Below are 22,726 nucleotides of genomic sequence, written 5' to 3'. Positions count from 1 at the left end.
TTTTTATTGCCCATCAATCGGCTGCACGCCCTGCTTGCCCCGATCAAGATCACAGTTCTTGCTAAAACTTTTGGGGGATCTGTGCCATAATGCGCGCCATTTGACAGACCAATCGGGACACATACCTTGTTAAGTAGCAACAACATCACCATGCAGTTCGGCGCCAAGCCGCTGTTTGAGAACATCAACGTCAAGTTTGGCGGCGGCAACCGCTATGGCCTTATCGGCGCCAACGGCTGTGGCAAGTCCACCTTTATGAAGATCCTCGGTGGTGATCTGGAGCCCACTGGCGGTAATGTGAGCTTGGACGTCAACGAGCGCATCGGTAAGCTGCGTCAGGATCAGTTCGCCTACGAAGATATGCGCGTACTGGACGTGGTCATGATGGGTCACACCGAGCTGTGGGCGGCTATCGCCGAGCGCGATGCCATCTACGCCAATCTCGAAGCCACCGACGAAGACTATATGAAGGCCGCCGAGCTGGAAGGTCTGGTCGCCGAATATGACGGCTACACCGCTGAAGCGCGTGCAGGCGAGCTGCTGCTGGGTGTCGGCATTCCCCTTGAGCAGCACAACGGCCCGATGAGCGAAGTGGCCCCAGGCTGGAAACTGCGGGTGCTGCTGGCACAGGCGCTCTTCTCCAACCCTGACATCCTGTTGCTGGACGAACCGACCAACAACCTGGACATCAACACCATTCGCTGGCTGGAGCAGGTGCTCAACGAACGTGAAAGCACCATGATCATCATCTCTCACGACCGTCACTTCCTGAACTCTGTCTGTACCCACATGGCGGATCTGGACTACGGCGAGCTGCGCGTTTACCCAGGCAACTACGACGACTACATGCTGGCCGCCACCCAGGCGCGCGAGCGCCTGCTGGCTGACAACGCCAAGAAGAAGGCCCAGATCGCCGATCTGCAATCCTTCGTCTCCCGTTTCAGCGCCAACGCCTCCAAGTCCCGTCAGGCGACCTCTCGTCTCAAGCAGATCGACAAGATCAAGATTGAGGACGTCAAGGTCTCCAGCCGCCAGAACCCATTCATCCGCTTCGAGCAGGACAAAAAGCTCTATCGCAACATCCTGGAAGTGGAAGGTGTATCCAAGGGTTATGGCGACGGTCCACTGTTCAAGGGCCTCAACATGATGATGGAAGTGGGCGAGAAGGTCGCCATTCTGGGTACCAACGGTATCGGTAAGTCCACCCTGATCAAGACCCTTGTCGGCGCACTGGCACCGGATACCGGCACCATCAAGTGGTCCGAGAACGCCCAGATCGGTTACTACGCTCAGGATCACGCCGAAGACTTCGACACTGATCTCAACGTGTTCGACTGGATGGCCCAGTGGAAACAGGAGAACGAAGACGAGCAGGCTGTACGCTCCATACTGGGCCGTCTGCTCTTCTCTCAGGACGACATCAAGAAGCCGGTCAAGGTGCTCTCCGGTGGTGAACAGGGTCGCATGCTGTTCGGCAAGCTGATGATGCAGCGCCCCAATATCCTGATCATGGATGAGCCGACCAACCACCTGGACATGGAATCCATCGAATCCTTGAACATGGCACTGGAGCTCTACCAGGGGACCCTGATCTTCGTCTCCCACGACCGCGAGTTCGTCTCATCTCTGGCGACCCGTATCCTGGAACTGACCGAAGATGGTATCCGCGACTTCGGCGGCACCTACGAGGATTACCTGCGCACCCAGGGCGTGGTATAACCCCGCTCCTGCGCAAGTGCGCAATGCAAAACCGGCACTCAGGTGCCGGTTTTTTTATATCCCGTATTTAGACGACTGAGATGGCATATAGCAGTGGTGTGACTACACGCCACAGAGCAGAGAGCAGAGAGCAGAGAGCAGAGAGCAGAGAGCAGAGAGCAGAGAGCAGAGCTTGAGTATCCCCCTCTTTTGCCCACAGATAAAAAAACGGCTCCATCAAGGAGCCGTTTTCAATGGATTGCGCAGTGCCGATTACTCGACGGTCGCTTCCACACTGGTGAAGTACTCGATCTTGGCTGCTTTGCGCAACTCGTCGATCAGAGACTTGTAATCCACCTGAGCTTTGCCCTGACCCAGCTGAGCTTGCAGCATGGCGGCCATGCCGGATGCGGCGGCAGGGACGTTGACCTTGTCCAGCGCAACTACAACGCGGTCACCATTGGTCTCGGCAACCAGAGCCACGCTCGGCTTGCCGTCGATCGGATGGGGCAGCGTGAATGCCTGGGCAATCAGGTTCTGATCCAGCTCGCGATCGAAGCGGGCAACCCCTTTGTGGGTCTCCACTTTCAGACCCAGTGCAGTCAGATCGGCGGTGATGCTCTCACCGACTTTCAGCTTGTCCAGCAGGCCCTGGGCCTTGCCACGGGCCACTTCACTGGCCTTGTCATGCTTGATGGCGGCAATCACCTGCTCTTTCACCTCGGCCAGCGGCTTGACTGCTTTGGGCTTGTGACCAGTGATGTGCAGCACCAGCGCCTTGCCGTCAGCCAGCTCGATCACGTCGGAGTTGGTGTTGTCATCGCGCAGCTGTTCGGAGAACGCCACGGAGAGCACCTTGGGATCATTCAGCGGAGCCGGAGCAGTCGCTTGGGTGAAGAAATCGGAAGATTGAACCTTCATCCCCATGGCATCAGCGGTCAGATCCAGCGAGTCCGGGTTTTCGAAGCTGTTGTCAGCCATCTTCTGCTGCTCGGCGAAGAATTTCTCCTTGGCCTTGTCAGCTTGCAGACGAGTGATGGTCTCTTCTTTCACATCGGCAAACGGCTTGGTCTGGGCTGCTTCAACCCCCAGCAGCTTGATGATGTGGAAACCGAACGGGCTCTTCACCACGGTGGAGAGATCGCCAGCCTTGTTCAGGGCGAACGCGGCTTTCTCGAAGGCCGGATCCATCACCCCTTTCTCGAACCAGTCCAGCTCGCCGCCTTTTTTGGCAGAGAAGGTATCGGAAGAGTCAGCCTTGGCCAGCGCAGCGAAATCATCACCCGCCTTGGCTTTGGCCAGCACGGCTTCTGCTTTCTGCTCGGCCGCTTTCTCGTCCTTGCCAAACGGGATCAGGATGTGAGCCACGTGGCGACGCTCGGCACGCTGGAACAGATCCTGGTGCTGATCGTAGTAATCCTGGGCATCCTGCTCGGTGACCTTGATATCTTTGGCGAGGTTGGCAGCGTCCAGCAGCAGATAGTCGACCTTGACCTGTTCGTCGTTCATGAAACGGGCGCCATTGGTCTTGTAGTACTGCTCCAGCTCGTTGTCGGAGACCTGAACGTCAGCCATGTAGTTGGCAGCAGCCAGACGCACCAGACGCAGATCGCGAGTCTGGTTGTAGAGCTTGTCGAGCTGCTCCGCTTCACCCTTGAGGGAGAATTCGGTGCCCAGCAGAGCGCTCATCAACTGTTGACGTACCATGTCCTGACGCAGGGAGTCACGGAACATTTCAGGAGTCATGCCGGCACGACGGATTAGTTGCAGATAGCGGTCATTGTTGAACTTGCCGTTCTCGGCAAACTCCGGCATGGCCACGATGGCTTGCTTGATCTGTTCGTCACTGATACGCAGACCCAGTTCACGGGCCTTGCTGTCCAGCAGCGCCTGATCGATCAGGCGATCCAGCACACCGCGACGGAACTGTTTCATGTAATCGGGGTTCGCGGCCAGCTGGCTGAATGCCTCTCCCATCTGGGATTCCATGCGGGCGCGCTCGTTACGGTAGGCATTTTCCAGTGCCGCAGCACTGATCTCGGTGCCATTGACGGTGGCGGGGGCGGTACGGGCCGGGCCGTTCAGGTAACTACCTACACCAGCCAAGGCAAAGGAGAGGATGATCAGGCCCAAGATAACCTTGGCTACCTTGCCCTGCGCCCCTTCGCGTAGTTTATCCAACATCATGTTTGTACTTATGCTCCCGAACTCGATGGGCGTAAACAATAAAAAGGCGCACCGATTGCGATGCGCCTTGGTCAATCAGTATGAGAGAAGACTCTCTAACTTGTCTGGTCTGCGACCAAGGACGGTAGCCGACGGATATCAGCGACCGACTTAGTTAACAGCGTCTTTCAGGGCCTTACCGGCTTTGAAGGCAGGAACTTTACCAGCAGCGATTTCGATGGTCGCGCCAGTCTGCGGGTTACGGCCTGAACGGGCAGCACGCTCGCGTACAGCGAAAGTACCGAAACCAACCAGAGCAACCTGGTCACCCTCTTTCAGCGCTTCACCAACAGCATCAATGAAGGCATCCAACGCACGGCCAGCGGCAGCTTTGGAGATATCGGCACCGTCTGCAATCTTGTCAATCAGTTGAGATTTATTCACTCTTATATTCCCCTTTTATCAAACACCGCTGCGGCGCTGATTTCCCTGGCCACAACAAGTGGAGGTTTTATAGCAAGCCTCCTGATCAGTTGCAAGTGACAATCTGGCGCAAACCCGCGCCACACAACGCATTGCGACTCATCACGAGTACCCGATCGGTGGTCAAGGCTACTTCCGTTATCGGGCGCATGCAAGCCTTAACCACCCGCCGAATGCGCCAAATTTGCGGCGCATCAACATTTACACGACAGAAACGCGCTCAAACCCCTGTGGATTGTCCTGCAACGCCAATTCCAGCACCTCGTCAATCCAGCGAACCGGATAAATTTCAAGGTCTTGTTTGACGTTTGCCGGGATCTCCTCAAGGTCACGCTCGTTCTCTTTCGGAATAAGCACTCGCTTGATGCCGCCACGATGGGCTGCCAGCAACTTCTCCTTGAGACCACCGATGGGCAGCACTTCGCCGCGCAAGGTGATCTCCCCTGTCATCGCCACATCAGCACGAACCGGATTACCGGTCAAGCTGGAGACCAGGGCAGTACACATGGCGATACCGGCGCTCGGACCATCTTTCGGGGTAGCCCCTTCCGGTACGTGCACGTGGATATCGCGCTTCTCGTAGAAGTCGGCATTGATGCGCAGCTTCTCGGCACGGGCTCTTACGACCGTCATGGCCGCCTGGATGGACTCCTGCATCACATCACCGAGAGAACCGGTATAAGTGAGCTTGCCCTTGCCCGGCATATTGGTGGTCTCGATGGTGAGCAGATCGCCCCCCACTTCGGTCCACGCCAGACCACACACCTGACCCACTTGATTCTGGTCGGTGGCCTTGCCGTAATCGAAACGCTGCACCCCGAGGAACTCCTTGAGGTTCTCCTGATTAACCTGAACGTGCTTGATGCTCTTGTCCAGCAGGATGCGCTTGACCGCCTTGCGACAAATCTTGGAGATCTCGCGCTCCAGACTCCGCACCCCCGCCTCGCGGGTGTAGTAGCGGATCACTCCGACCAGGGCAGAATCTTCGATGGTGATCTCGGACTCTTTCAGGCCGTTGCGCTGGATCTGCTTGGCAACCAGATGCTGCTTGGCAATGTTGAGCTTCTCATCTTCGGTGTAACCGGAGAGACGGATCACTTCCATCCGGTCCAGCAACGGACCCGGAATGTTCATGGAGTTGGAGGTGGCCACGAACATCACGTCCGACAGGTCATAATCCACTTCCAGATAGTGATCGTTGAAGCTGTTGTTCTGTTCCGGATCCAGCACTTCCAGCAAGGCGGATGCGGGATCGCCACGCATGTCCGAGCTCATCTTGTCGATCTCGTCGAGCAGGAACAGCGGGTTCTTGACGCCGACTTTCGCCATCTTCTGGATGAGCTTGCCGGGCATGGAACCGATATAGGTACGGCGGTGACCGCGGATCTCCGCTTCGTCACGCACCCCACCGAGGGCCATCCGCACATATTTGCGACCCGTCGCCTTGGCAATGGATTGGCCCAGCGAGGTCTTGCCCACACCTGGGGGCCCAACCAGACAGAGGATGGGGCCCTTGAGCTTGTTCACCCGTGCCTGTACCGCCAGATATTCGAGGATGCGATCCTTGACCTTCTCGAGGCCATAGTGATCGGCATCCAGCACCTCTTGCGCCTTGCCAAGGTCTTTTTTGACCTTGGACCGCGCCTTCCACGGCACCTGTACCATCCAGTCCACATAGCTGCGAACCACGGTAGCCTCGGCGGACATGGGAGACATCATCTTCAGCTTGGCAAGCTCGGCCTGGGCCTTTTCACGGGCATCTTCCGGCATGCCAGCCTCTTCAATCTTGCGATTGAGGGCTTCAAACTCATCCGGGCTATCTTCCAGCTCACCCAGCTCTTTCTGGATGGCCTTCATCTGCTCGTTGAGGTAATACTCGCGCTGGCTCTTTTCCATCTGCTTCTTGACGCGAGTACGGATGCGCTTCTCGACCTGCAGCAGGTCAATTTCCGATTCCATCATCGCCATCAGGAATTCGATGCGCTCGGAAACCGAGACGATCTCCAGCACCTTCTGCTTGTCTTCCAGCTTGAGCGGCATGTGGGCCGCCATGGTGTCAGCCAGACGCGCAGCATCGTCGATCGCCGAGATCGAGGTCAGTACCTCGGGCGGGATCTTCTTGTTGAGCTTGATATAGCCTTCAAACTGGCCGATGGCGGAGCGAACCAGTACTTCCTGATCCTTCTCCTCAATGGCTTGGGAGGGGATGTACTGGGCCTCGCAGACAAAGAAATCCTTGTCGTCGATCATCCGCTCCAGGCGGGCACGCTGTCCCCCCTCTACCAGCACCTTGACGGTGCCGTCCGGCAGCTTGAGCATCTGCAGAATATTGGCCACTGTCCCGACGGTGAAGATCTCCTCCACCGTTGGCTCATCGGTTGACGCATCCTTCTGGGCCACCAGCAGAACTTTCTTGTCCTGCTCCATGGCCGCTTCCAGACAGCGAATGGATTTTTCCCGCCCCACAAAGAGTGGAATGACCATGTGGGGATAAACCACCACGTCACGAAGAGGCAGGACGGGAATCTCGATGCGTTCTGAACGCTCTAGGTTCATATATGTCCTCTCGGCTTGTTATACCGTTGGCAAAGCGCTTGGCTGAGTATATGGGGGCGCTGAGATGAGATTCAATCGCCGAAACCGTAAAAAGCATGAAAGGGGCAAAAAGCCCCTTCCATTCGATTAAAAATCAGACATTTACTCTGATGCAGCAGCCTGGGTTTCGGGATTTTCGTAGATCATCAAGGGCGCAGAGTCCCCTTTGATCACGGTCTCGTCGATCACCACCTTGCTGACCCCTTCCAGAGAAGGCAGGTCATACATGGTATCCAGCAGTACGGCTTCCACGATAGAACGCAGACCACGAGCACCGGTTTTACGCTCCATCGCCTTGCGGGCAATAGCGTTGAGCGCATCGTCACGGAACTCCAGCTCGACCCCTTCCAGATCGAACAACGCCGCGTACTGTTTGGTCAGCGCGTTTTTCGGCTCTTTCAGGATCTGGATAAGGGCAGACTCGTCCAGCTCGGTCAGGGTCGCGACCACCGGCAGGCGGCCGATGAACTCGGGGATCAGACCATATTTGATCAGATCTTCCGGCTCCACCTTGGCGAAGGTCTCGCTCAGGGTGGCCTTGGCATCCTTGGATTTCACCTCGGCGCCAAAACCGATACCAGTTCCCTTCACGGAACGCTGCTCGATCACCTTGTCCAGACCGGCAAAGGCACCGCCACAGATAAAGAGGATCTTGGAGGTATCAACCTGCAAGAACTCCTGCTGCGGGTGCTTGCGACCACCTTGCGGCGGTACGGAAGCGATGGTCCCTTCGATCAGCTTGAGCAGTGCCTGCTGTACCCCTTCCCCGGAGACATCGCGGGTGATGGAGGGGTTGTCCGACTTGCGGGAGATCTTGTCGATCTCGTCGATATAGACGATGCCACGCTGGGCCTTCTCTACGTCGTAGTCGCACTTTTGCAGCAGCTTCTGGATGATGTTCTCCACGTCCTCGCCCACATAACCGGCTTCGGTCAGGGTGGTCGCATCGGCCATGGTGAACGGCACATCCAGCAGACGAGCCAGAGTCTCGGCCAGCAGGGTTTTGCCGCTACCGGTCGGGCCAATCAGCAGGATGTTGGACTTGCCGAGCTCCACACCACTGTTTTCGCCGCTGTTGCGCAGACGCTTGTAGTGGTTGTAGACGGCAACGGCCAACACCTTCTTGGCGTACTCCTGCCCGATCACATAGTCATCGAGATGAGCGCGGATCTGATGAGGGGTCGGCAGCTCGTTACCATCGCGCTTGGGCGAGATCTCGCGGATCTCTTCGCGGATGATGTCGTTGCACAGCTCGACGCACTCATCACATATGTAGACGGAAGGGCCAGCGATCAGCTTGCGCACTTCATGCTGGCTTTTGCCGCAAAAAGAGCAGTAGAGCAGCTTATCACCCTCACCCTTGCGTTTCTCTGTCATTCAGCAACCTCGTTTTATCAATAGAGGATGGATCGGCCTGTTGAGTTTACAACAGACCGGGACACCCTGCTCAGCTACGCTGGCTCAGGACACCGTCTACCAGACCATAGGCCACGGCCTGCTCGGCGGACATGAAGTTGTCACGATCGGTGTCACGCTCGATGGTAGCCATGTCCTGACCGGTGTGGAACGCCAGGCGCTCGTTCAGGGTATTTTTAATCTTCAGGATCTCCTGGGCGTGGATCTGGATATCAGATGCCTGACCCTGGAAGCCACCCAGCGGCTGGTGGATCATCACGCGGGCGTTAGGCAGGCAGAAACGCTTGCCCTTGGCGCCACCGGCCAGCAGGAAGGCACCCATGGAGCAAGCCTGCCCCATGCAGACGGTGCTGACATCCGGCTTGATGAACTGCATGGTGTCGTAGATGGACATGCCCGCAGTCACCGAACCACCCGGCGAGTTGATGTAGATATAGATGTCCTTGTCCGGATTCTCGGATTCGAGGAACAGCAGCTGAGCCACCACCAGATTGGCCATGTGATCTTCAACCTGACCAGTCAGGAAGATCACCCGCTCTTTCAGCAGACGGGAGTAAATATCGTAGGAACGTTCACCCTTGGCAGTCTGTTCGACCACGATGGGGACCAGCGCATTGCTGGGAGAATCGGTCATATCGTTATAGTTCTTGTACATAAGGCATTGTCCCTAAAATAAAATGGCCCGAGTGGAGATCACACGAGCCATTATACTTAACAGTCTTGACCTTAAGTCAAATGTTCTTAGGCAGCGGCGCCAGACTTGTTGATCACTTCGTCAAAGGCAACTTCTTTTTCGGTCACTTGCGCTTTGGACAGGATCAGGTCGATGGCTTGATCTTCTACTGCCAGGTTACGAACGCCGTTCAGCATCTGTTCGTTCTTCTGGTAGTACTCGATCACTTCCTTCGGATCTTCGTAGGCAGTCGCCATGGACTCGATGATGCTGTTTACACGAGCATCGTCAGCCTTGATCTCGTTGGTGCGGATCACGTCACCCAGCAGCAGGCCTACGCGTACACGACGCTCGGCTTGAGCCTGGAACAGTTCAGCAGGCAGCTCGGGAGCGTTGCCGCCCTGGAAGCCACCGAAACGCTGCAGCGCCTGCTGACGCAGTGCGTCGATCTCTTGAGCAACGGCAGCTTTCGGCAGGTCGATTTGGTTGGCTTCAACCAGACCGTTCAGAACCTGCTCTTTCACGCTGTTTTTCAGGGCTTGAGCCAGTTCGCGCTCCATGTTCTTGCGCACTTCGGCTTTCAGCTCTTCAACAGAACCGCTTTCGATACCGAAACGCTTCACGAACTCTTCGGTCAGCTCAGGCAGGATCTGCTCTTCAACCTTGCTCAGCTTGGAAGCGAACTTGGCTTCTTTGCCTTTCAGGTTTTCAGCGTGGTAATCAGCCGGGAAGGTCACTTCGATGGTGAACTCGTCGCCCGCTTTCTTGCCCAGGATGGCGTCTTCGAAGCCCGGGATCATACGGCCAGCACCCAGCACCAGGTTGAAGCCTTCAGCTTTGCCGCCGTCGAACTCTTCACCGTCGATGGAACCGACGAAGTCCATGGTCACACGCATGCCATTGGCAGCGGCAACATCAGCATCAGCCCAGGTAGCGTGCTGCTTGCGCAGGGTGTCGATCATGTTGGCCAGATCTTCATCCTTCACGGTCGCAACCGGCTTCTCGACCTTGATGGTCTCGAGACCTGCAACTTCGAACTCCGGATACACTTCGAAAGTGGCGGTGAATTCGAAATCCTGACCTTCTTTGATCTCTTTCGGATCCATGGTCGGGGCACCGGCCGGGCTCAGTTTGTTTTCGATGATGGCTTTGATGAAGTTGCTCTGCATCATTTCATCAGCAACGCGGGCGTGAGCCATGGCGCCGAACATCTTCTTGATGATGGCAACCGGAGCCTTGCCAGGACGGAAACCGTCGATGCGACGAGTTTTGGCCAGGCCATTCAATTCTTTACGCACAGCGGCGTCTACGGTAGCGGCCGGTACAGTGATGGTAAGACGGCGTTCCAGACCCTGGGTTGTCTCTACAGAAACTTGCATTCTTCTACCTCGTTCAACTCAGCACTGTGTGCTGACCCTTTATTGCCCCTGGGCAAAGCCCGGAGTCTTCCTGTTTATAAAGACAACGATATGTCTTTGTGATGAGAAAATATGACGCGGCATTATAGCTGCGCACTTTGGTCGAGTCGAGCTACACATCCCCCACATTGAGCGGCGTGCAAGCACAATTCGTGCAAAACTGCCCTTTATATGGGGAGAGAGGTGCCCGACTTCAACTATCCGATGGCAATAATTTTGCGTTTGCTCACCTTTTTTCATCCGAACGCCGCTTTATTGCCCATTTTTAGCCGAAAAACAGCCCGCCGTTGCGGGTGGCGACTCAATTTGACCAGCCAAATGGCGATTGAACCAATCAACCATTGCGTCCCTACCCCTCCCTCGTTATGGTGGCAACCAAATTGATGATCTGGAGTCACTCACATGGCCTTTTTCCGCTTCTTGTTCAATCTGCTCTGGTTTGTACTGGGAGGTGTCTTTATGGGCCTGGCCTGGTGGCTGGCCGGTCTTGTCTGCTTTATCTCGCTGGTCGGCATCCCCTGGGGACGTGCCTGCTTCGTGATCGGCACCTTTACCTTCTTCCCGTTTGGCAAGCAGGCCGTCAATCGCAAGACCATGACCGGCCAGAGCGATATCGGCACCGGCACTCTGGGGCTGATTGGCAATATCCTCTGGTTCGTGCTGATCGGTGTCTGGCTGGCCATCGGCCACATCGCTTCCGCGCTGGCCTGCTTCGTGACCATTATCGGTATCCCGTTCGGTATCCAGCACCTCAAGCTGTCACTCATCAGTCTGGCGCCCATCGGCCAGATGATTGTGACCAACCAGGAGGCGGAATCGGGCCGCTATATCCGCTAACTGCGGGAAATGCGCGGGCAGACGCTGCCCTGCAACGAAAAAAAGGGCAGACTAGGGTCTGCCCTTTTCTATTCTCTTTTGTTGAGGCCGTCATGTTACCCAGCCACTTTTTCGCCAATCTCGCCCGCATGAAACTCATCTACCGCTGGCCCCTGATGCGCAACATCCAGCCGGAAAACATCGCCGAGCACAGCCTGCAGGTGGCCATGGTGGCCCATGCCCTCGGCATCATCAAAAATCGACTGTTTGGCGGCAGCGTGAATGCCGACCGCGCCGCCGTGATGGCCCTCTACCACGACAGCAGTGAAGTGCTGACCGGCGATCTGCCTACCCCGGTCAAATACTTCAACCCCGAAATTGCCCGCGAGTACAAGAAGATAGAACTGGCCGCCGAACAGCGTCTGCTTGACATGCTGCCGCCAGAACTGATCGATGACTTTCGCCCCCTGCTCGATTCGGCAGCCCAGGATGACGAGCTGGCCAGACTGGTCAAGGATGCCGACACCCTCTGCGCCTATACCAAGTGTCTGGAGGAGATCAACGCGGGCAACCGGGAGTTCGAACCGGCTCGCAAGCGCCTTGAAGCCATGCTGGCAGCCCGGATGAGCGAGGAGATGCGCTACTTTATCGACACCTTTGTGGCCAGCTTCTCTCTGCCGCTCGATGAGCTTAACGCTCACTAAGCCAGTCCACGCGACCTGAAAACAGAAGGGCCCGCCGGTTTTCACCGACGGGCCCTTCGTTATTTATGGCGCATTAGATGCAGCGCATCAGTGACCCAGCTCGCGGGAGGGTACCAGACCGCTCGCCCGCCAGGCGGGATAGAGGGTAGCCACCAGACTCATCAGGATGGCGGCGCCCGTCACGATGAGCAGATCCTGCATATGCAACTCGGTCGGCAAAAAGTCGATAAAGTAGATATCCGGATTGAGGAAGCGGTGGCCAATAAGCTTCTCGATGACACCAAGGATCTGGGTCAGCTTGCTGGAGAGCAGCCCGCCCAGCAGGGCGCCGAGCAGGGCTCCGGCCACGCCGTTGACCATCCCCTGAATGACGAAGGTGAGCCGGATCTGGCCGGGGCTCGCCCCCATGGTTTTCAGGATGGCAATCTCGCTGCGCTTCTCGTTCACCGCCATCACCAGAGTGGAGACGATATTGAAGCAGGCGACAGCCACTACCATCAGCATCACCACATACATGACGGTACGCACCATCTGGATGTCCTGATAGAGGTAGCCCTGGCTGTTCATCCAGCTGCGGATGTAAACATGATGAGGGAACTGCTGCGCCGCGGCTACGGTGATGGATTGCGCCTTGAGCACATCGCTCACCCGCAGGCTGAAGCCCTCCACATCGCTGCCCATGCCGGTGATCGCTTGCGCATCGGCCAGATGCATAAAGCCGAGCAGACCGTCGAGCTGACCGCCAATTTCCAGCAGCCCCACCACGGTCAGGGCTTCACGGCGAGGATTCTTGATCCCCGCCTGATCACCCCCTTGCGGCAGCAGCAGGGCGACCGAATCCCCCACCTTGACCCCCAACTTGTCGGCGATGGTCTTGCCAAGGATCACCCCACGTTCACCCGGTTGCAGCTCACGCAGACCGCGGCCCGTCATGTATTTGCCGGCATCCGACAAATTGGCTTCCAGATCGGGCAGCACAGCGCGCAGTTGGACCCCCTTGAGGGCAGAGCCATGCTCCAGCAGGCCATTAAGGCGAATGACCGGCGCTGCCGCCTCAACGCCCGGCTGAGCCAGCAGGTAGTCGCGCAGACGTGGCCAATCCGGCAGCGGCCGCTCGACGGCGTCCAGCTCACCTTGCGGCACGACCGAGAGCACCCGATCTTTGAGCTCCCGCTCGAAACCGTTCATGGCAGAGAGGCCCAGGATCAGCGCCATCACCCCGAGGGCAATACCGATCAGGGAAGAGGCAGAAATAAAGGCGATAAACCCGTTGCGACGGCGGGAGCGGCTGTAACGCAGGCCCAGAAAGAGGGGCAGCGGTTTGAACATCAGGCAACCTCCGCCATCACGCCGCTCACCAGGGTCACCCGGCGATGGAGCTTGGCCGCCAGGCTCAAGTCGTGAGTCACCACCACAAACGCAGTGCCCAGCTCACGATTCAGTTCACACAGCAGTTCGTACACTGCGGTGGCACTGGCGTGATCCAGATTACCGGTAGGTTCGTCCGCCAATACCAGACTCGGTTCGTTGACCAGCGCCCGGGCGATCGCCACCCGCTGACGTTCGCCACCGGATAGCTCGGAGGGACGGTGATTCAAGCGATGGGAGAGCCCCACCCGCCCCAGCATCTTGGTTGCCTTTTCGGTGGCAATCGCCACCGACTCACCGGCGATCAGCAGCGGCATGGCCGCATTTTCCAACGCACTGAACTCGGAGAGCAGGTGGTGGAACTGATAGACAAAGCCCAGCTCGCGGTTGCGAAAACGGGCCTGGGTGCGGCTGTCCCAGTGGTGGATATCCTCCCCCTTGAACAGCACGGCGCCGCTGGAGGGGTTGTCCAGCGCCCCCATCAGATGCAGCAGAGTGGTCTTGCCGGAGCCCGAGCTCCCCACCACCGCCAGCATTTCACCGGGCGCGACGCAGAGATCGATCCCCTTGAGCACCTGAGTCTCCAGCTCCCCCTCTTTATAAACATGGTTGAGCGCCTGGCAGCGCAGCAGAGGTTCACGGGATACGGCTTCATTCATAACAGGGGCTCCACTTGCCTCGGTAACAACGCTGGCACCCGCAACAACGGGGGCACCAGTCACAACAGAAGATGCATTATTCACGGCATTACTCATAACGCAGCGCCTCGGCCGGTTTCACCCGCGCAGCGCGGGCCGCCGGATAGAGGGTGGCACTGAAGCTCAGCAGCACGGCGCCCAGCAAGATGGTGATGACCTGAGCCGGTTCGACGATGACCGGCAGGCCACTGCCGCCCGCCGCCATATAGAGGTTGAGCCCCACCGCATTGAGCAGAGGGTTGAGACCCAAAGAGAGCGCAAGGCCAGCCAGCCCGCCAAACAGGGCACCAATCACCCCGCTGGAGGCGCCGAGCACCATGAAGATCTTGACGATCCCCGACTCGCTCATGCCCATGGTGCGCAGGATGGCCACTTCGCCCTCCTTGTCCGTCACCACCATCACCAGCGCGGAGAGGATGTTGAAGGTAGCGACGGCGATGATCAGCACCAGCATCAGCCCCATCATCCGTTTTTCCATGGCGACCGCCTGGAACAGCTCGCCCCGCTCGCGGCGCCAATCCTGCCATAGCAAGCCATCCGGCAGCGGCGTCTTGATCACCTCGTCAGCGGCAAAGGGATCATCGAGCCAGAGGCGAATGCCACCGACGGTTTCTGGCGGCAGGCGCAGCAGCCGCTGGGCATCCCCCAGGGCGATCAGCGCAATCTGGTTATCCACATCGGCGCCGACCCCGAAGATGCCGGAGACGGTAAAGAGGCGCTGGGCCGGTACCCGGCCAAACGGGGTGAAGCGGGTCCCTTCGGTCAGGATCAAACGAACCTGATCGCCGATGGAGACATTGAGGCGACGAGCCACCCCCTGCCCCAGCACGATGCGGTAGTGGCCGGCCTGCAGGGTATCGAGGCGCCCCCCCAGCATCTGGCTGTGGAGGATGTCATCCTTGGGCCACTTTGCAGGGTCGATCCCCTGCACGCTCACCCCGGTCAGCTGACCGGGGCTTTGCAGCATCCCTTCGCTGTCGAGCATGGGGGCCGAGGCAACCACATGGGGGAGTTTGGCCAGATCCGGCAAGCCTTGCGGGTCTGCATCAATACGACCAGCCTGGTTGGTCACCACCACATGGGGGATCACCCCGAGGATGCGCCCTTTGAGCTGCCCTTCGAAACCGTTCATTACCGAAATGACCACCATCAGGGCGGCAACCCCGATGGCGATACCAAAGGTAGAGAACAGGGAGATAAATGAGACGAAGCGATTGCTGCGCTTCGAGCCTGCATAACGCAGGCCGATGGCCAGCGAAAGGGGCTGAAAAAGTCCGGTCTTCAAGGATATGTACGTTGCCAACAAAATAAGATACCGGATAATAAAGGGAAACCGTCCATGACAACAAGGGATAGCCTCCATGCAGGAACAGTTCTTCAGCGTCACTCATGCCACGCCGGTCAATGTGATCCCCATGCCGGCCGACTTCCACCTCCCCTCGCTGGAGGAGCTGGACGCTGAGCTGCCGGAGCCCTTTCGGATCTCTTCGGCCATTACCTCCATCGATCTGGTGACCACCCGCCTGCTGCGCAACCAGAACGAGTCGATGCACGACCTGATCGAGATCGTCAATCAGCAGTCCCGCAAGATCGACATGATCATGGGCTATGTGCTCTCCCTGCAGGACCATCCGGAGCAGCGCTTTCACACCCTGCGCTTCGGGGCTGGTCAACTCACCTACCTGCACCCCTATCATGATCACGGGGATGCGCCGCACCTGCACCAGATCGTCCGCCTCAAGATCTTCCTGCGGGAAGAGGCGGCAGCGATCTACTGCTATGGCCAGGTCAAACAGCTCGACGGCGGTGAACATGGCACCCATGTGCAGCTCGACTATGTGCGGATCCGCGAAGATGACCGTGAACTGCTGGTTCGTGCCAGCCTCCATGTGCAATCGAAGCAGCTCAAGCTGCGCGCCCAAGAACGTCAGCGCTAACCAGAGCGAACGTCAGCGATAGATAACGTCAACGTTAAAAGAATCGAACCATGCCAATGACACTCCCCGCCTTGCCCGCCAAAGCGGGCCAAAAGATCACGCTCGGCCAGCTGGTCGGCAGCAGCCTCTCGCTGATTGCAGCCCGTCTCACCAATGAAGCCAAGGGGCCGGTACTGCTTATCACCGCCGATACCCCGAGCGCCCTGCGCCTGGAGCAGGAGCTACAGTACTTGCTGGCAGACAAGCAGCTAGCCGATCAGTCTGCGCCGGTATTGCTGTTCCCCGATTGGGAGACCCTGCCCTACGACACTTTCTCCCCCCATCAGGACATCATCTCCCAGCGGCTCGAGACTCTCTACAAGCTGCCGCAGATGAGCAAGGGGGTGCTGATTGTCCCCATCTCCACCCTGATGCTGCGCTGTGCCCCCCGGGTCTATCTCGACAAATACAGCCTGATGGTGAAGGCCGGTCAGCGCCTCAATCTGCAACAGCTGCGCGGCCGCCTGGCTGAGGCGGGTTACGTGGCGGTGGATCAGGTGCTGGAACATGGCGAATTTGCCGCCCGCGGCTCCCTGCTCGATCTCTTCCCCATGGGCAGTAGCAGCCCCTATCGCATCGACTTCTTCGACGATGAAGTGGACTCCATCCGCCCATTTGATCCCGAAACCCAGCGCTCCAGCGAACCAGTCAAGACGGTCAGCCTGCTGCCCGCCCGGGAATACCCTACCGACGAGGCAGCCATCGAACTGTTTCGCGGCCAGTTCCGCGAGCAGTTCGAGCTGTCGCGGGCCGAGGGCTCCGTCTATCAGGAGGTGAGCAAGGGGCGTTGGCCCGCCGGCATCGAGTATTATCTGCCACTCTTCTTCAACCAGACTGCCAGCCTGTTTGACTACCTGCCGGAAGATACCCTGCTGCTCACCGTGGGGGATATCTACCCCGCCGCCCAGCGTTTCTGGAACGATATCGGCCAGCGCTATGAAGACAGACGCTGGGACAATACTCGCCCCCTGCTACCCCCGGCCCAGCTCTATCTGCCGGTGGAGCAGCTCTTTGCCTCTCTGGGCCAATATGGCGCGGTGCGGCTGCAAGAGGCCGCCACTGCGGGCGATGCTGGTCAGCACGATCTGCCTATCTCGGCCCTGCCGGATCTGCAACTCGATCACAGCAAGGAGCAACCCTTGCTGGCGCTCAACCAGTTCCTGCAAGGCTTTGCCGGGCGCACCCTGTTTGCGGTGGAATCCGAAGGGCGACGGGAGGTGCTCGGCGATCTGCTGGCGCGTATCTCGCTGCAACCCAAGGAGTTCCCCTCCCTTGACGCCTTTATGGCGAGCCCGGATCGCCACGGCCTGCTGGTTGCCCCCCTTGAGCGTGGCTTCCTGTGGCAGGAGGTCGGTCAGGATCCACTGGCGCTGATCACCGAGACCGAGCTGCTGGGCGGCAAGGTGCGCAGCAAGCGAGCGCGGGAGAAGAGCAAAAACTTAAGCTCCGATGCAGTGATCAGAAACCTGGGCGAGCTGACCCAGGGCCAGCCGGTGGTCCATCTGGATCACGGGGTCGGCCGCTATCTGGGACTGGAGACCATCGATGCCGGTGGTCTGCCCACCGAGTTTTTGACCCTCGAATATGCCGGCGGCGACAAGCTGTTCGTGCCGGTCACCAGTTTGCACCTTATCAGCCGCTACACCGGCTCTGATAACCCGCCCAGCCACAAACTCGGCGGCGAGGCCTGGAGCAAGGCGCGGCGCAAGGCGGCGGAGAAGGTGCGCGACGTGGCAGCCGAGTTGCTGGATGTCTACGCTCATCGCGCCGCTCGCGCCGGGTTTGCCTTCAAGCACGACAAAGAGGCCTATCGCCAGTTTGCCGCCAGCTTCCCGTTCGAGGAGACCGACGATCAGCTCAACGCCATCAATGCGGTGCTGGGGGATATGTGTCAGGCCAAGAGCATGGACCGACTGGTGTGTGGCGACGTGGGTTTCGGCAAGACCGAAGTGGCGATGCGGGCAGCGTTTGTGGCCGTCCACGGCGGCAAGCAGGTTGCCGTGCTGGTGCCCACCACCCTGCTCGCCCAGCAGCACTACGACAACTTCCGCGACCGCTTTGCCAACTGGCCGGTGCGGGTCGAGGTGCTGAGCCGCTTCCGCTCCGCCAAGGAGCAGAGCGCTGTGATGAAAGAGCTGGCCGAAGGCAAGGTGGACATCATCATCGGCACCCACAAGCTGCTCGGCTCCGAGCTCACTTTCAAGGATCTGGGCCTGCTCATCGTCGATGAGGAGCACAGATTCGGGGTGCGCCAGAAGGAGAAGATCAAGGCGCTGCGGGCCGATGTGGATATCCTCACTCTCACCGCCACCCCTATTCCGCGCACCCTCAACATGGCGATGTCCGGCATGCGAGATCTCTCCATCATCGCGACTCCGCCCGCCAAGCGGCTCGCCATCAAGACCTTTGTCCGCCAGCACGAACCGGCAGTGGTACGCGAGGCGGTACTGCGGGAATTGAAGCGTGGTGGTCAGGTTTACTATCTGCACAACGATGTCGAGAGCATCGAGAAGTGCGCAGCCGACCTGGCGGAGCTGGTGCCAGAGGCGCGCATTGGTATCGCTCACGGCCAGATGCGCGAGCGCGACCTTGAGCGGATCATGTCTGACTTCTACCACCAGCGCTTCAACCTGCTGGTCTGCACCACCATCATCGAGACCGGTATCGACGTTCCGAGCGCCAACACCATCATCATGGATCGGGCGGATCATCTCGGCCTGGCCCAGCTGCACCAGCTGCGGGGTCGGGTTGGCCGCTCTCACCATCAGGCCTATGCCTACCTGCTCACCCCCCATCCCAAGCTGATGACCAAGGATGCGGCCAAGCGGCTGGAGGCGATCGCCTCGCTTGAAGATCTCGGCGCCGGTTTTGCGCTGGCGACCCACGATCTGGAGATCCGTGGCGCAGGCGAACTACTCGGCGACGATCAGAGCGGTCAGATCGAATCGGTCGGCTTCACCCTCTACATGGAGATGCTGGAGCAGGCGGTCGAGGCGCTGAAAAATGGTAAGGAGCCATCGCTGGAGCAGCTGATGAGCCAGCACACCGAGGTGGAGCTGCGCCTGCCTGCGCTGCTGCCGGATGACTATATTCCGGACGTAAACATGCGCCTCTCCATGTACAAGCGGATCGCCAGTGCGGCGGACGAGCAGGAGCTGCGCGAGCTGAAAGTGGAGCTGATCGACCGCTTTGGCCTGTTGCCGGAGGCAACCAAAACCCTGCTGGAGCTGGCCGCCTTCCGCCAGCGTGCCACCGCCCTTGGCATTCGCCGGGTGGAGATGAGCGAGCGCGGCGGCTATCTGGACTTCACCCAGGAGACCAAGGTCAATCCGGCCTATCTGGTCAAACTGCTCTCCAGCCAGCCACGGGTCTACAAGATGGACGGGCCGACCCGGCTGCGCTTCCAGGTGCCGACCCAGGATCGCGCCATGCGCCTGAAACTGGTGGATGGTTTGCTGGCTGATCTGGCCAACAACAGCCTGTGAATATCTGCAACGCTGGCGGCGAGCCAGAGAGATAACGCCAACTAAAACGGGAGCCATATCGGCTCCCGTTTTTTATTTGCTATCTGACTACTGCGTACGTTCAGCCCTGGTTGGCTGGATCCTCATGGCCGGAGAACTCGCGCATAAAGGCCTCGGCGCGCTCCACCATCTTGGTCGAGCCAACAAAGTAAGGGGTACGCTGGTGCAGCGCGGTGGGCTGGATATCCATGATGCGGCCAAAACCGTCAGAGGCCTTGCCACCAGCCTGCTCCACCAGAAACGCCATCGGGTTGCACTCATAGAGCAGGCGCAGCTTGCCGTTCGGCGAATTGGTGCCGGACGGATAGATGTATATGCCGCCCTTGAGCAGGTTGCGATGGAAATCGGAAACCAGGGAGCCGATATAGCGGGAGGTGTAGGGTCTGTGGGTCGCCTCATCGCGCTCCTGACAATATTTCAGGTACTTCTTCACCCCGTCCGGGAACTTGATGTAGTTGCCCTCGTTGATGGAGTAGATCTTGCCCTCTTCCGGAATGCGGATGTTCTCGTGGGAGAGGCAGAAGCAGCCGATGGAGGGGTCGTAGGTAAAGCCGTTGACGCCAAACCCAGTGGTGTAGACCAGCATGGTGGAGGAGCCGTAGACCACATAACCGGCGGCGACCTGACGGTTGCCCGGTTGCAGGAAGTCCTCCAGGGTCACCGGCGAACCCTGCGGGCTCAAACGGCGGTAGATGGAGAAGATGGTTCCGACCGAGACGTTGACGTCGATATTGGAAGAGCCATCGAGCGGGTCGATCAGCACCACATACTTGGAGTTTTTGGAGAGCGGTGAGTCAAAGGCGACGAAGTCCTCTTCCTCTTCCGAGGCCATGCCGCACACCTCGCCGCGCGCTTCGAGCGCCGCCTTGAAGCGTTCGTTGGCGTAGACATCCAGCTTCTGCTGCACCTCGCCCTGTACGTTTTCAGCGCCCATGGAACCGATGATATCCGCCAGTCCCGCCTTGTTGATCTCCCGGTTCACCACCTTGGCAGCAAGGCGGATCGAGCTGAGCAACGAGGTTAGCTCGCCGGTCGCGGTAGGATAATCCGCCTGCTTTTTGACGATGAACTCACCCATGGTGATCATGTTTCGCATTTTTGTTCCTTTAGATCGCATCCGTTGGCATTGAAAACGTTTGCAGGCATCGGCAAAAAAAATGCCGATCACCGGCGGCCTTGATTTGTAACCTAATGTAACGTCTGTTTTTTGTTTTTGCAGCGAATTAAGCGGCCTATTAAATAGACTATTTCGCCTCACGTTATGGTAAAAGGCGCGTTTCATTCGGTTTCAATCGATAACTTTCAGCCCCTTAATTCGTGGCAATAACCTGCTGCAAGCCATGAGCTGACTGGCCTTGGGCCATTAAAAATAGAGTCTGATGGGCCTGCTGCTCCCTTAGCCATTGCCTCTTGAGATCCGATCGCCAATCCAGCACACTGATTTCGCTTTGGAAGCAAATAAAACTCAAGGATTATCAATGAACAAGACTCTCATTGCCGGCATGGTAGCCGGACTGTTTGCCCTTCCCGCCTGGGCTGCCCAGGTGCCTGCCGGTACCAAGCTGCTGCCGGATGCCCAACAAATCTACGTGACCAATATCGGCACCGAACCCACCACCATCGACCCCCAGCTGGTAGAAGAGACCGCCGGTAGTGCCATCGTCAACGATCTGTTTGAAGGGCTCTATGAGCTGGATAATACCGGCAAGATCAAACCAGCAGGCGCCGTCAGCTACGAGGTCGACAAGACAGGTACCGTCTACACCTTCAAGCTGAGGCCCGAGGCCAAGTGGTCAAACGGTGAACCGGTCACCGCCGCCGATTATGTCTACGGCTGGCAACGGGCGGCCGATCCCAAGACGGCCTCCAACTACGCCTGGTTTATCGAGTTGACCGGAGTGGTCAATGCAAGGGAGGTGACAGAGGGCAAGAAGAGCCCGTCAGAGCTCGGGATCAAGGCGCTCGATGACCACACCCTGCAAGTCACCCTGAAAAATCCGGTCCCCTTCTTCCTGAAGACGCTGGCCCACTACACCACGTTCCCGGCCCCCAAGGCCACCATTGAAAAATACGGTAAGGATTGGGTCAAACCGGGCAATATCGTCTCCAACGGTGCCTTTGTACTCAAGGAGTGGACCCCCAACGAGCGGCTGAGTGCCGAGCGCAATACCCACTACTGGAACAACCAGCACACCGTCCTGAACAAGGTGATCTATCTGGAGATCGTCTCGGAAACCGCCGCCTACAACCGCTATCGCACCGGTGAACTGCACTACACCACTTATCCGCTGGAGCAGTACAAGCAGCTCAAGAGCAAGAGCCCGGAAGAACTGGTCAGCGTCCCCACGCTGGCCAGCTATTACTATGTCTTCAATACCCAGCGCAAACCGTTCGATGACCCGAAAGTACGCAAGGCGCTCTCGCTCGCCATCGACCGGGAGACCATCACCGACAAGATCCTGGGACAGGGACAAATTGCCGCATATAGCTTCACGCCCCCCATTGTGGACGGCTTTGAATTGAAAAAACCGGCCAGCCAGCTGCAGAGCAAAGATGAGCGGATCAAGCAAGCCAAAGCCCTGTTGGCCGAAGCGGGATATGGCCCGGACAAGCCACTCACAGTGGACATTCTCTACAACACCAACGAGAGCCACAAAAAGATTGCGCTGGCCGTCTCCTCCATGTGGAAACACAACCTGGGGGTCACCGCCACCCTCAACAACATGGAGTGGAAAACCATGGTCTCGGCACTCAACGAGGGGGATTTCGGGGTGAGCCGCTACTCCTGGAACGGGGACTATAACGATGCCTCCACCTTCCTCGATATCCTGACCTCCAGCAGCAGCGCCAACAGCGGCAAGTGGTTCAACAAGGAGTACGATGCCCTGCTAGCCAAGGCCCACGACTCGCAGGATGCGGCCGAGCGCAATCAGCTCTACCAGCAGGCAGAAGCACTGATCGAGGCTGACGCCCCTATCGCGCCGCTCTACTTCTACGTCAAATCGCGACTGCTCAAGCCGTTCGTCAAGGGTTATCCCTATGAGAGCCCGCAAGACATCGTCTATAGCCGGGACCTCTATCTGGTCGCCCAGTAACCTGTCTGGCACTGCTTGATCATATAAAAAGCGCCTGCATTGCTGCAGGCGCTTTTCATTGGCGGCCAAACGGGCCATTGGGCCCACTTACGTTTT

General features: G+C 58.3%; 16 protein-coding genes. 6 read left to right on the top strand and 10 right to left on the bottom strand.

What is annotated here, in order from left to right; all coding sequences use genetic code 11:
- Window positions 1–126: 126 nt before the first annotated feature.
- A complete protein-coding gene (locus tag ACB040_RS01040; RefSeq protein WP_040068106.1) occupies window positions 127–1,719 on the top strand; it encodes an ABC-F family ATPase in 1,593 nt (530 codons plus the stop codon).
- 252 nt (window positions 1,720–1,971) lie between these two features.
- Here the strand turns inward: ACB040_RS01040 and ppiD are convergent, their stop codons facing one another.
- The 6 genes from ppiD to tig all read right to left on the bottom strand — a co-directional run bounded on the left by ppiD (window position 1,972) and on the right by tig (window position 10,410).
- The gene (ppiD, locus tag ACB040_RS01035) at window positions 1,972–3,885 is read right to left on the bottom strand and encodes a peptidylprolyl isomerase (RefSeq protein WP_047436808.1); all 1,914 of its coding nucleotides are present in this window, start codon (window positions 3,883–3,885) and stop codon (window positions 1,972–1,974) included.
- A 150-nt stretch (window positions 3,886–4,035) separates the two neighbouring features.
- The gene (gene hupB, locus ACB040_RS01030; RefSeq protein WP_005315375.1) at window positions 4,036–4,308 is read right to left on the bottom strand and encodes a nucleoid-associated protein HU-beta; all 273 of its coding nucleotides are present in this window, start codon (window positions 4,306–4,308) and stop codon (window positions 4,036–4,038) included.
- A gap of 240 nt (window positions 4,309–4,548) precedes the next feature.
- Window positions 4,549–6,903 carry an endopeptidase La gene (lon, locus tag ACB040_RS01025; RefSeq protein WP_005336976.1) on the bottom strand — a complete coding sequence of 785 codons (2,355 nt, stop codon included), beginning with the start codon at window positions 6,901–6,903 and terminating at the stop codon, window positions 4,549–4,551.
- 141 nt (window positions 6,904–7,044) lie between these two features.
- Window positions 7,045–8,319 carry an ATP-dependent protease ATP-binding subunit ClpX gene (gene clpX / locus ACB040_RS01020; protein ID WP_005336977.1) on the bottom strand — a complete coding sequence of 425 codons (1,275 nt, stop codon included), beginning with the start codon at window positions 8,317–8,319 and terminating at the stop codon, window positions 7,045–7,047.
- 70 nt (window positions 8,320–8,389) lie between these two features.
- On the bottom strand, window positions 8,390–9,013 hold the full coding sequence (gene clpP, locus ACB040_RS01015; protein ID WP_005336979.1) for an ATP-dependent Clp endopeptidase proteolytic subunit ClpP: 624 nt from the start codon (window positions 9,011–9,013) through the stop codon (window positions 8,390–8,392).
- An 86-nt stretch (window positions 9,014–9,099) separates the two neighbouring features.
- Entirely contained in the window at window positions 9,100–10,410 is a 1,311-nt protein-coding gene (gene tig, locus ACB040_RS01010) for a trigger factor (protein ID WP_150388984.1), read from the bottom strand.
- Window positions 10,411–10,851: 441 nt separating this feature from the next.
- Between tig and ACB040_RS01005 the strand changes: the two genes are divergently transcribed.
- Together ACB040_RS01005 and yfbR are read left to right on the top strand one after the other, a co-directional pair.
- The gene (locus tag ACB040_RS01005; RefSeq protein WP_371154266.1) at window positions 10,852–11,286 is read left to right on the top strand and encodes a YccF domain-containing protein; all 435 of its coding nucleotides are present in this window, start codon (window positions 10,852–10,854) and stop codon (window positions 11,284–11,286) included.
- Between the two features lie 92 nt (window positions 11,287–11,378).
- Window positions 11,379–11,969 (top strand): 5'-deoxynucleotidase, encoded by a 591-nt coding sequence (yfbR, locus tag ACB040_RS01000; RefSeq protein ID WP_167569878.1) that lies wholly within the window; start codon window positions 11,379–11,381, stop codon window positions 11,967–11,969.
- 87 nt (window positions 11,970–12,056) lie between these two features.
- Here yfbR and lolE read toward each other — a convergent pair whose 3' ends face one another.
- The 3 genes from lolE to ACB040_RS00985 all read right to left on the bottom strand — a co-directional run bounded on the left by lolE (window position 12,057) and on the right by ACB040_RS00985 (window position 15,320).
- Entirely contained in the window at window positions 12,057–13,298 is a 1,242-nt protein-coding gene (gene lolE, locus ACB040_RS00995) for a lipoprotein-releasing ABC transporter permease subunit LolE (protein WP_139476962.1), read from the bottom strand.
- Window positions 13,298–13,996 (bottom strand): lipoprotein-releasing ABC transporter ATP-binding protein LolD, encoded by a 699-nt coding sequence (gene lolD, locus ACB040_RS00990; protein ID WP_236272764.1) that lies wholly within the window; start codon window positions 13,994–13,996, stop codon window positions 13,298–13,300. The genes lolE and lolD overlap by 1 nt, the downstream gene beginning before the upstream one ends.
- A gap of 88 nt (window positions 13,997–14,084) precedes the next feature.
- Window positions 14,085–15,320: a lipoprotein-releasing ABC transporter permease subunit gene (locus tag ACB040_RS00985; RefSeq protein WP_005345085.1), complete on the bottom strand. Its 1,236-nt coding sequence runs from the start codon at window positions 15,318–15,320 to the stop codon at window positions 14,085–14,087.
- 76 nt (window positions 15,321–15,396) lie between these two features.
- Here ACB040_RS00985 and ACB040_RS00980 point away from each other — a divergent pair, with 76 nt between their 5' ends.
- A complete protein-coding gene (locus ACB040_RS00980; RefSeq protein ID WP_005351323.1) occupies window positions 15,397–15,972 on the top strand; it encodes a hypothetical protein in 576 nt (191 codons plus the stop codon).
- 56 nt (window positions 15,973–16,028) lie between these two features.
- Window positions 16,029–19,496, top strand: a complete 3,468-nt coding sequence (gene mfd / locus ACB040_RS00975; RefSeq protein ID WP_371154291.1) for a transcription-repair coupling factor — start codon at window positions 16,029–16,031, stop codon at window positions 19,494–19,496.
- Window positions 19,497–19,596: 100 nt separating this feature from the next.
- On the opposite strand, the gene fbp is transcribed toward mfd, so the two are convergent.
- Window positions 19,597–20,631 (bottom strand): class 1 fructose-bisphosphatase, encoded by a 1,035-nt coding sequence (gene fbp / locus ACB040_RS00970; protein ID WP_040068095.1) that lies wholly within the window; start codon window positions 20,629–20,631, stop codon window positions 19,597–19,599.
- A 382-nt stretch (window positions 20,632–21,013) separates the two neighbouring features.
- On the opposite strand from fbp, the gene ACB040_RS00965 reads away from it, so the two are divergent.
- Window positions 21,014–22,630, top strand: a complete 1,617-nt coding sequence (locus ACB040_RS00965; RefSeq protein WP_371154270.1) for a peptide ABC transporter substrate-binding protein — start codon at window positions 21,014–21,016, stop codon at window positions 22,628–22,630.
- Window positions 22,631–22,726: the final 96 nt, after the last annotated feature.

Origin of the sequence: Aeromonas sp. S11(2024), from assembly GCF_041402345.1 — a bacterium.
Lineage (GTDB): Bacteria > Pseudomonadota > Gammaproteobacteria > Enterobacterales > Aeromonadaceae > Aeromonas > Aeromonas veronii.
The sequence above is the reverse complement of the archived record's forward strand: the minus strand, read 5'-3'. Positions and strand labels throughout refer to the sequence as shown.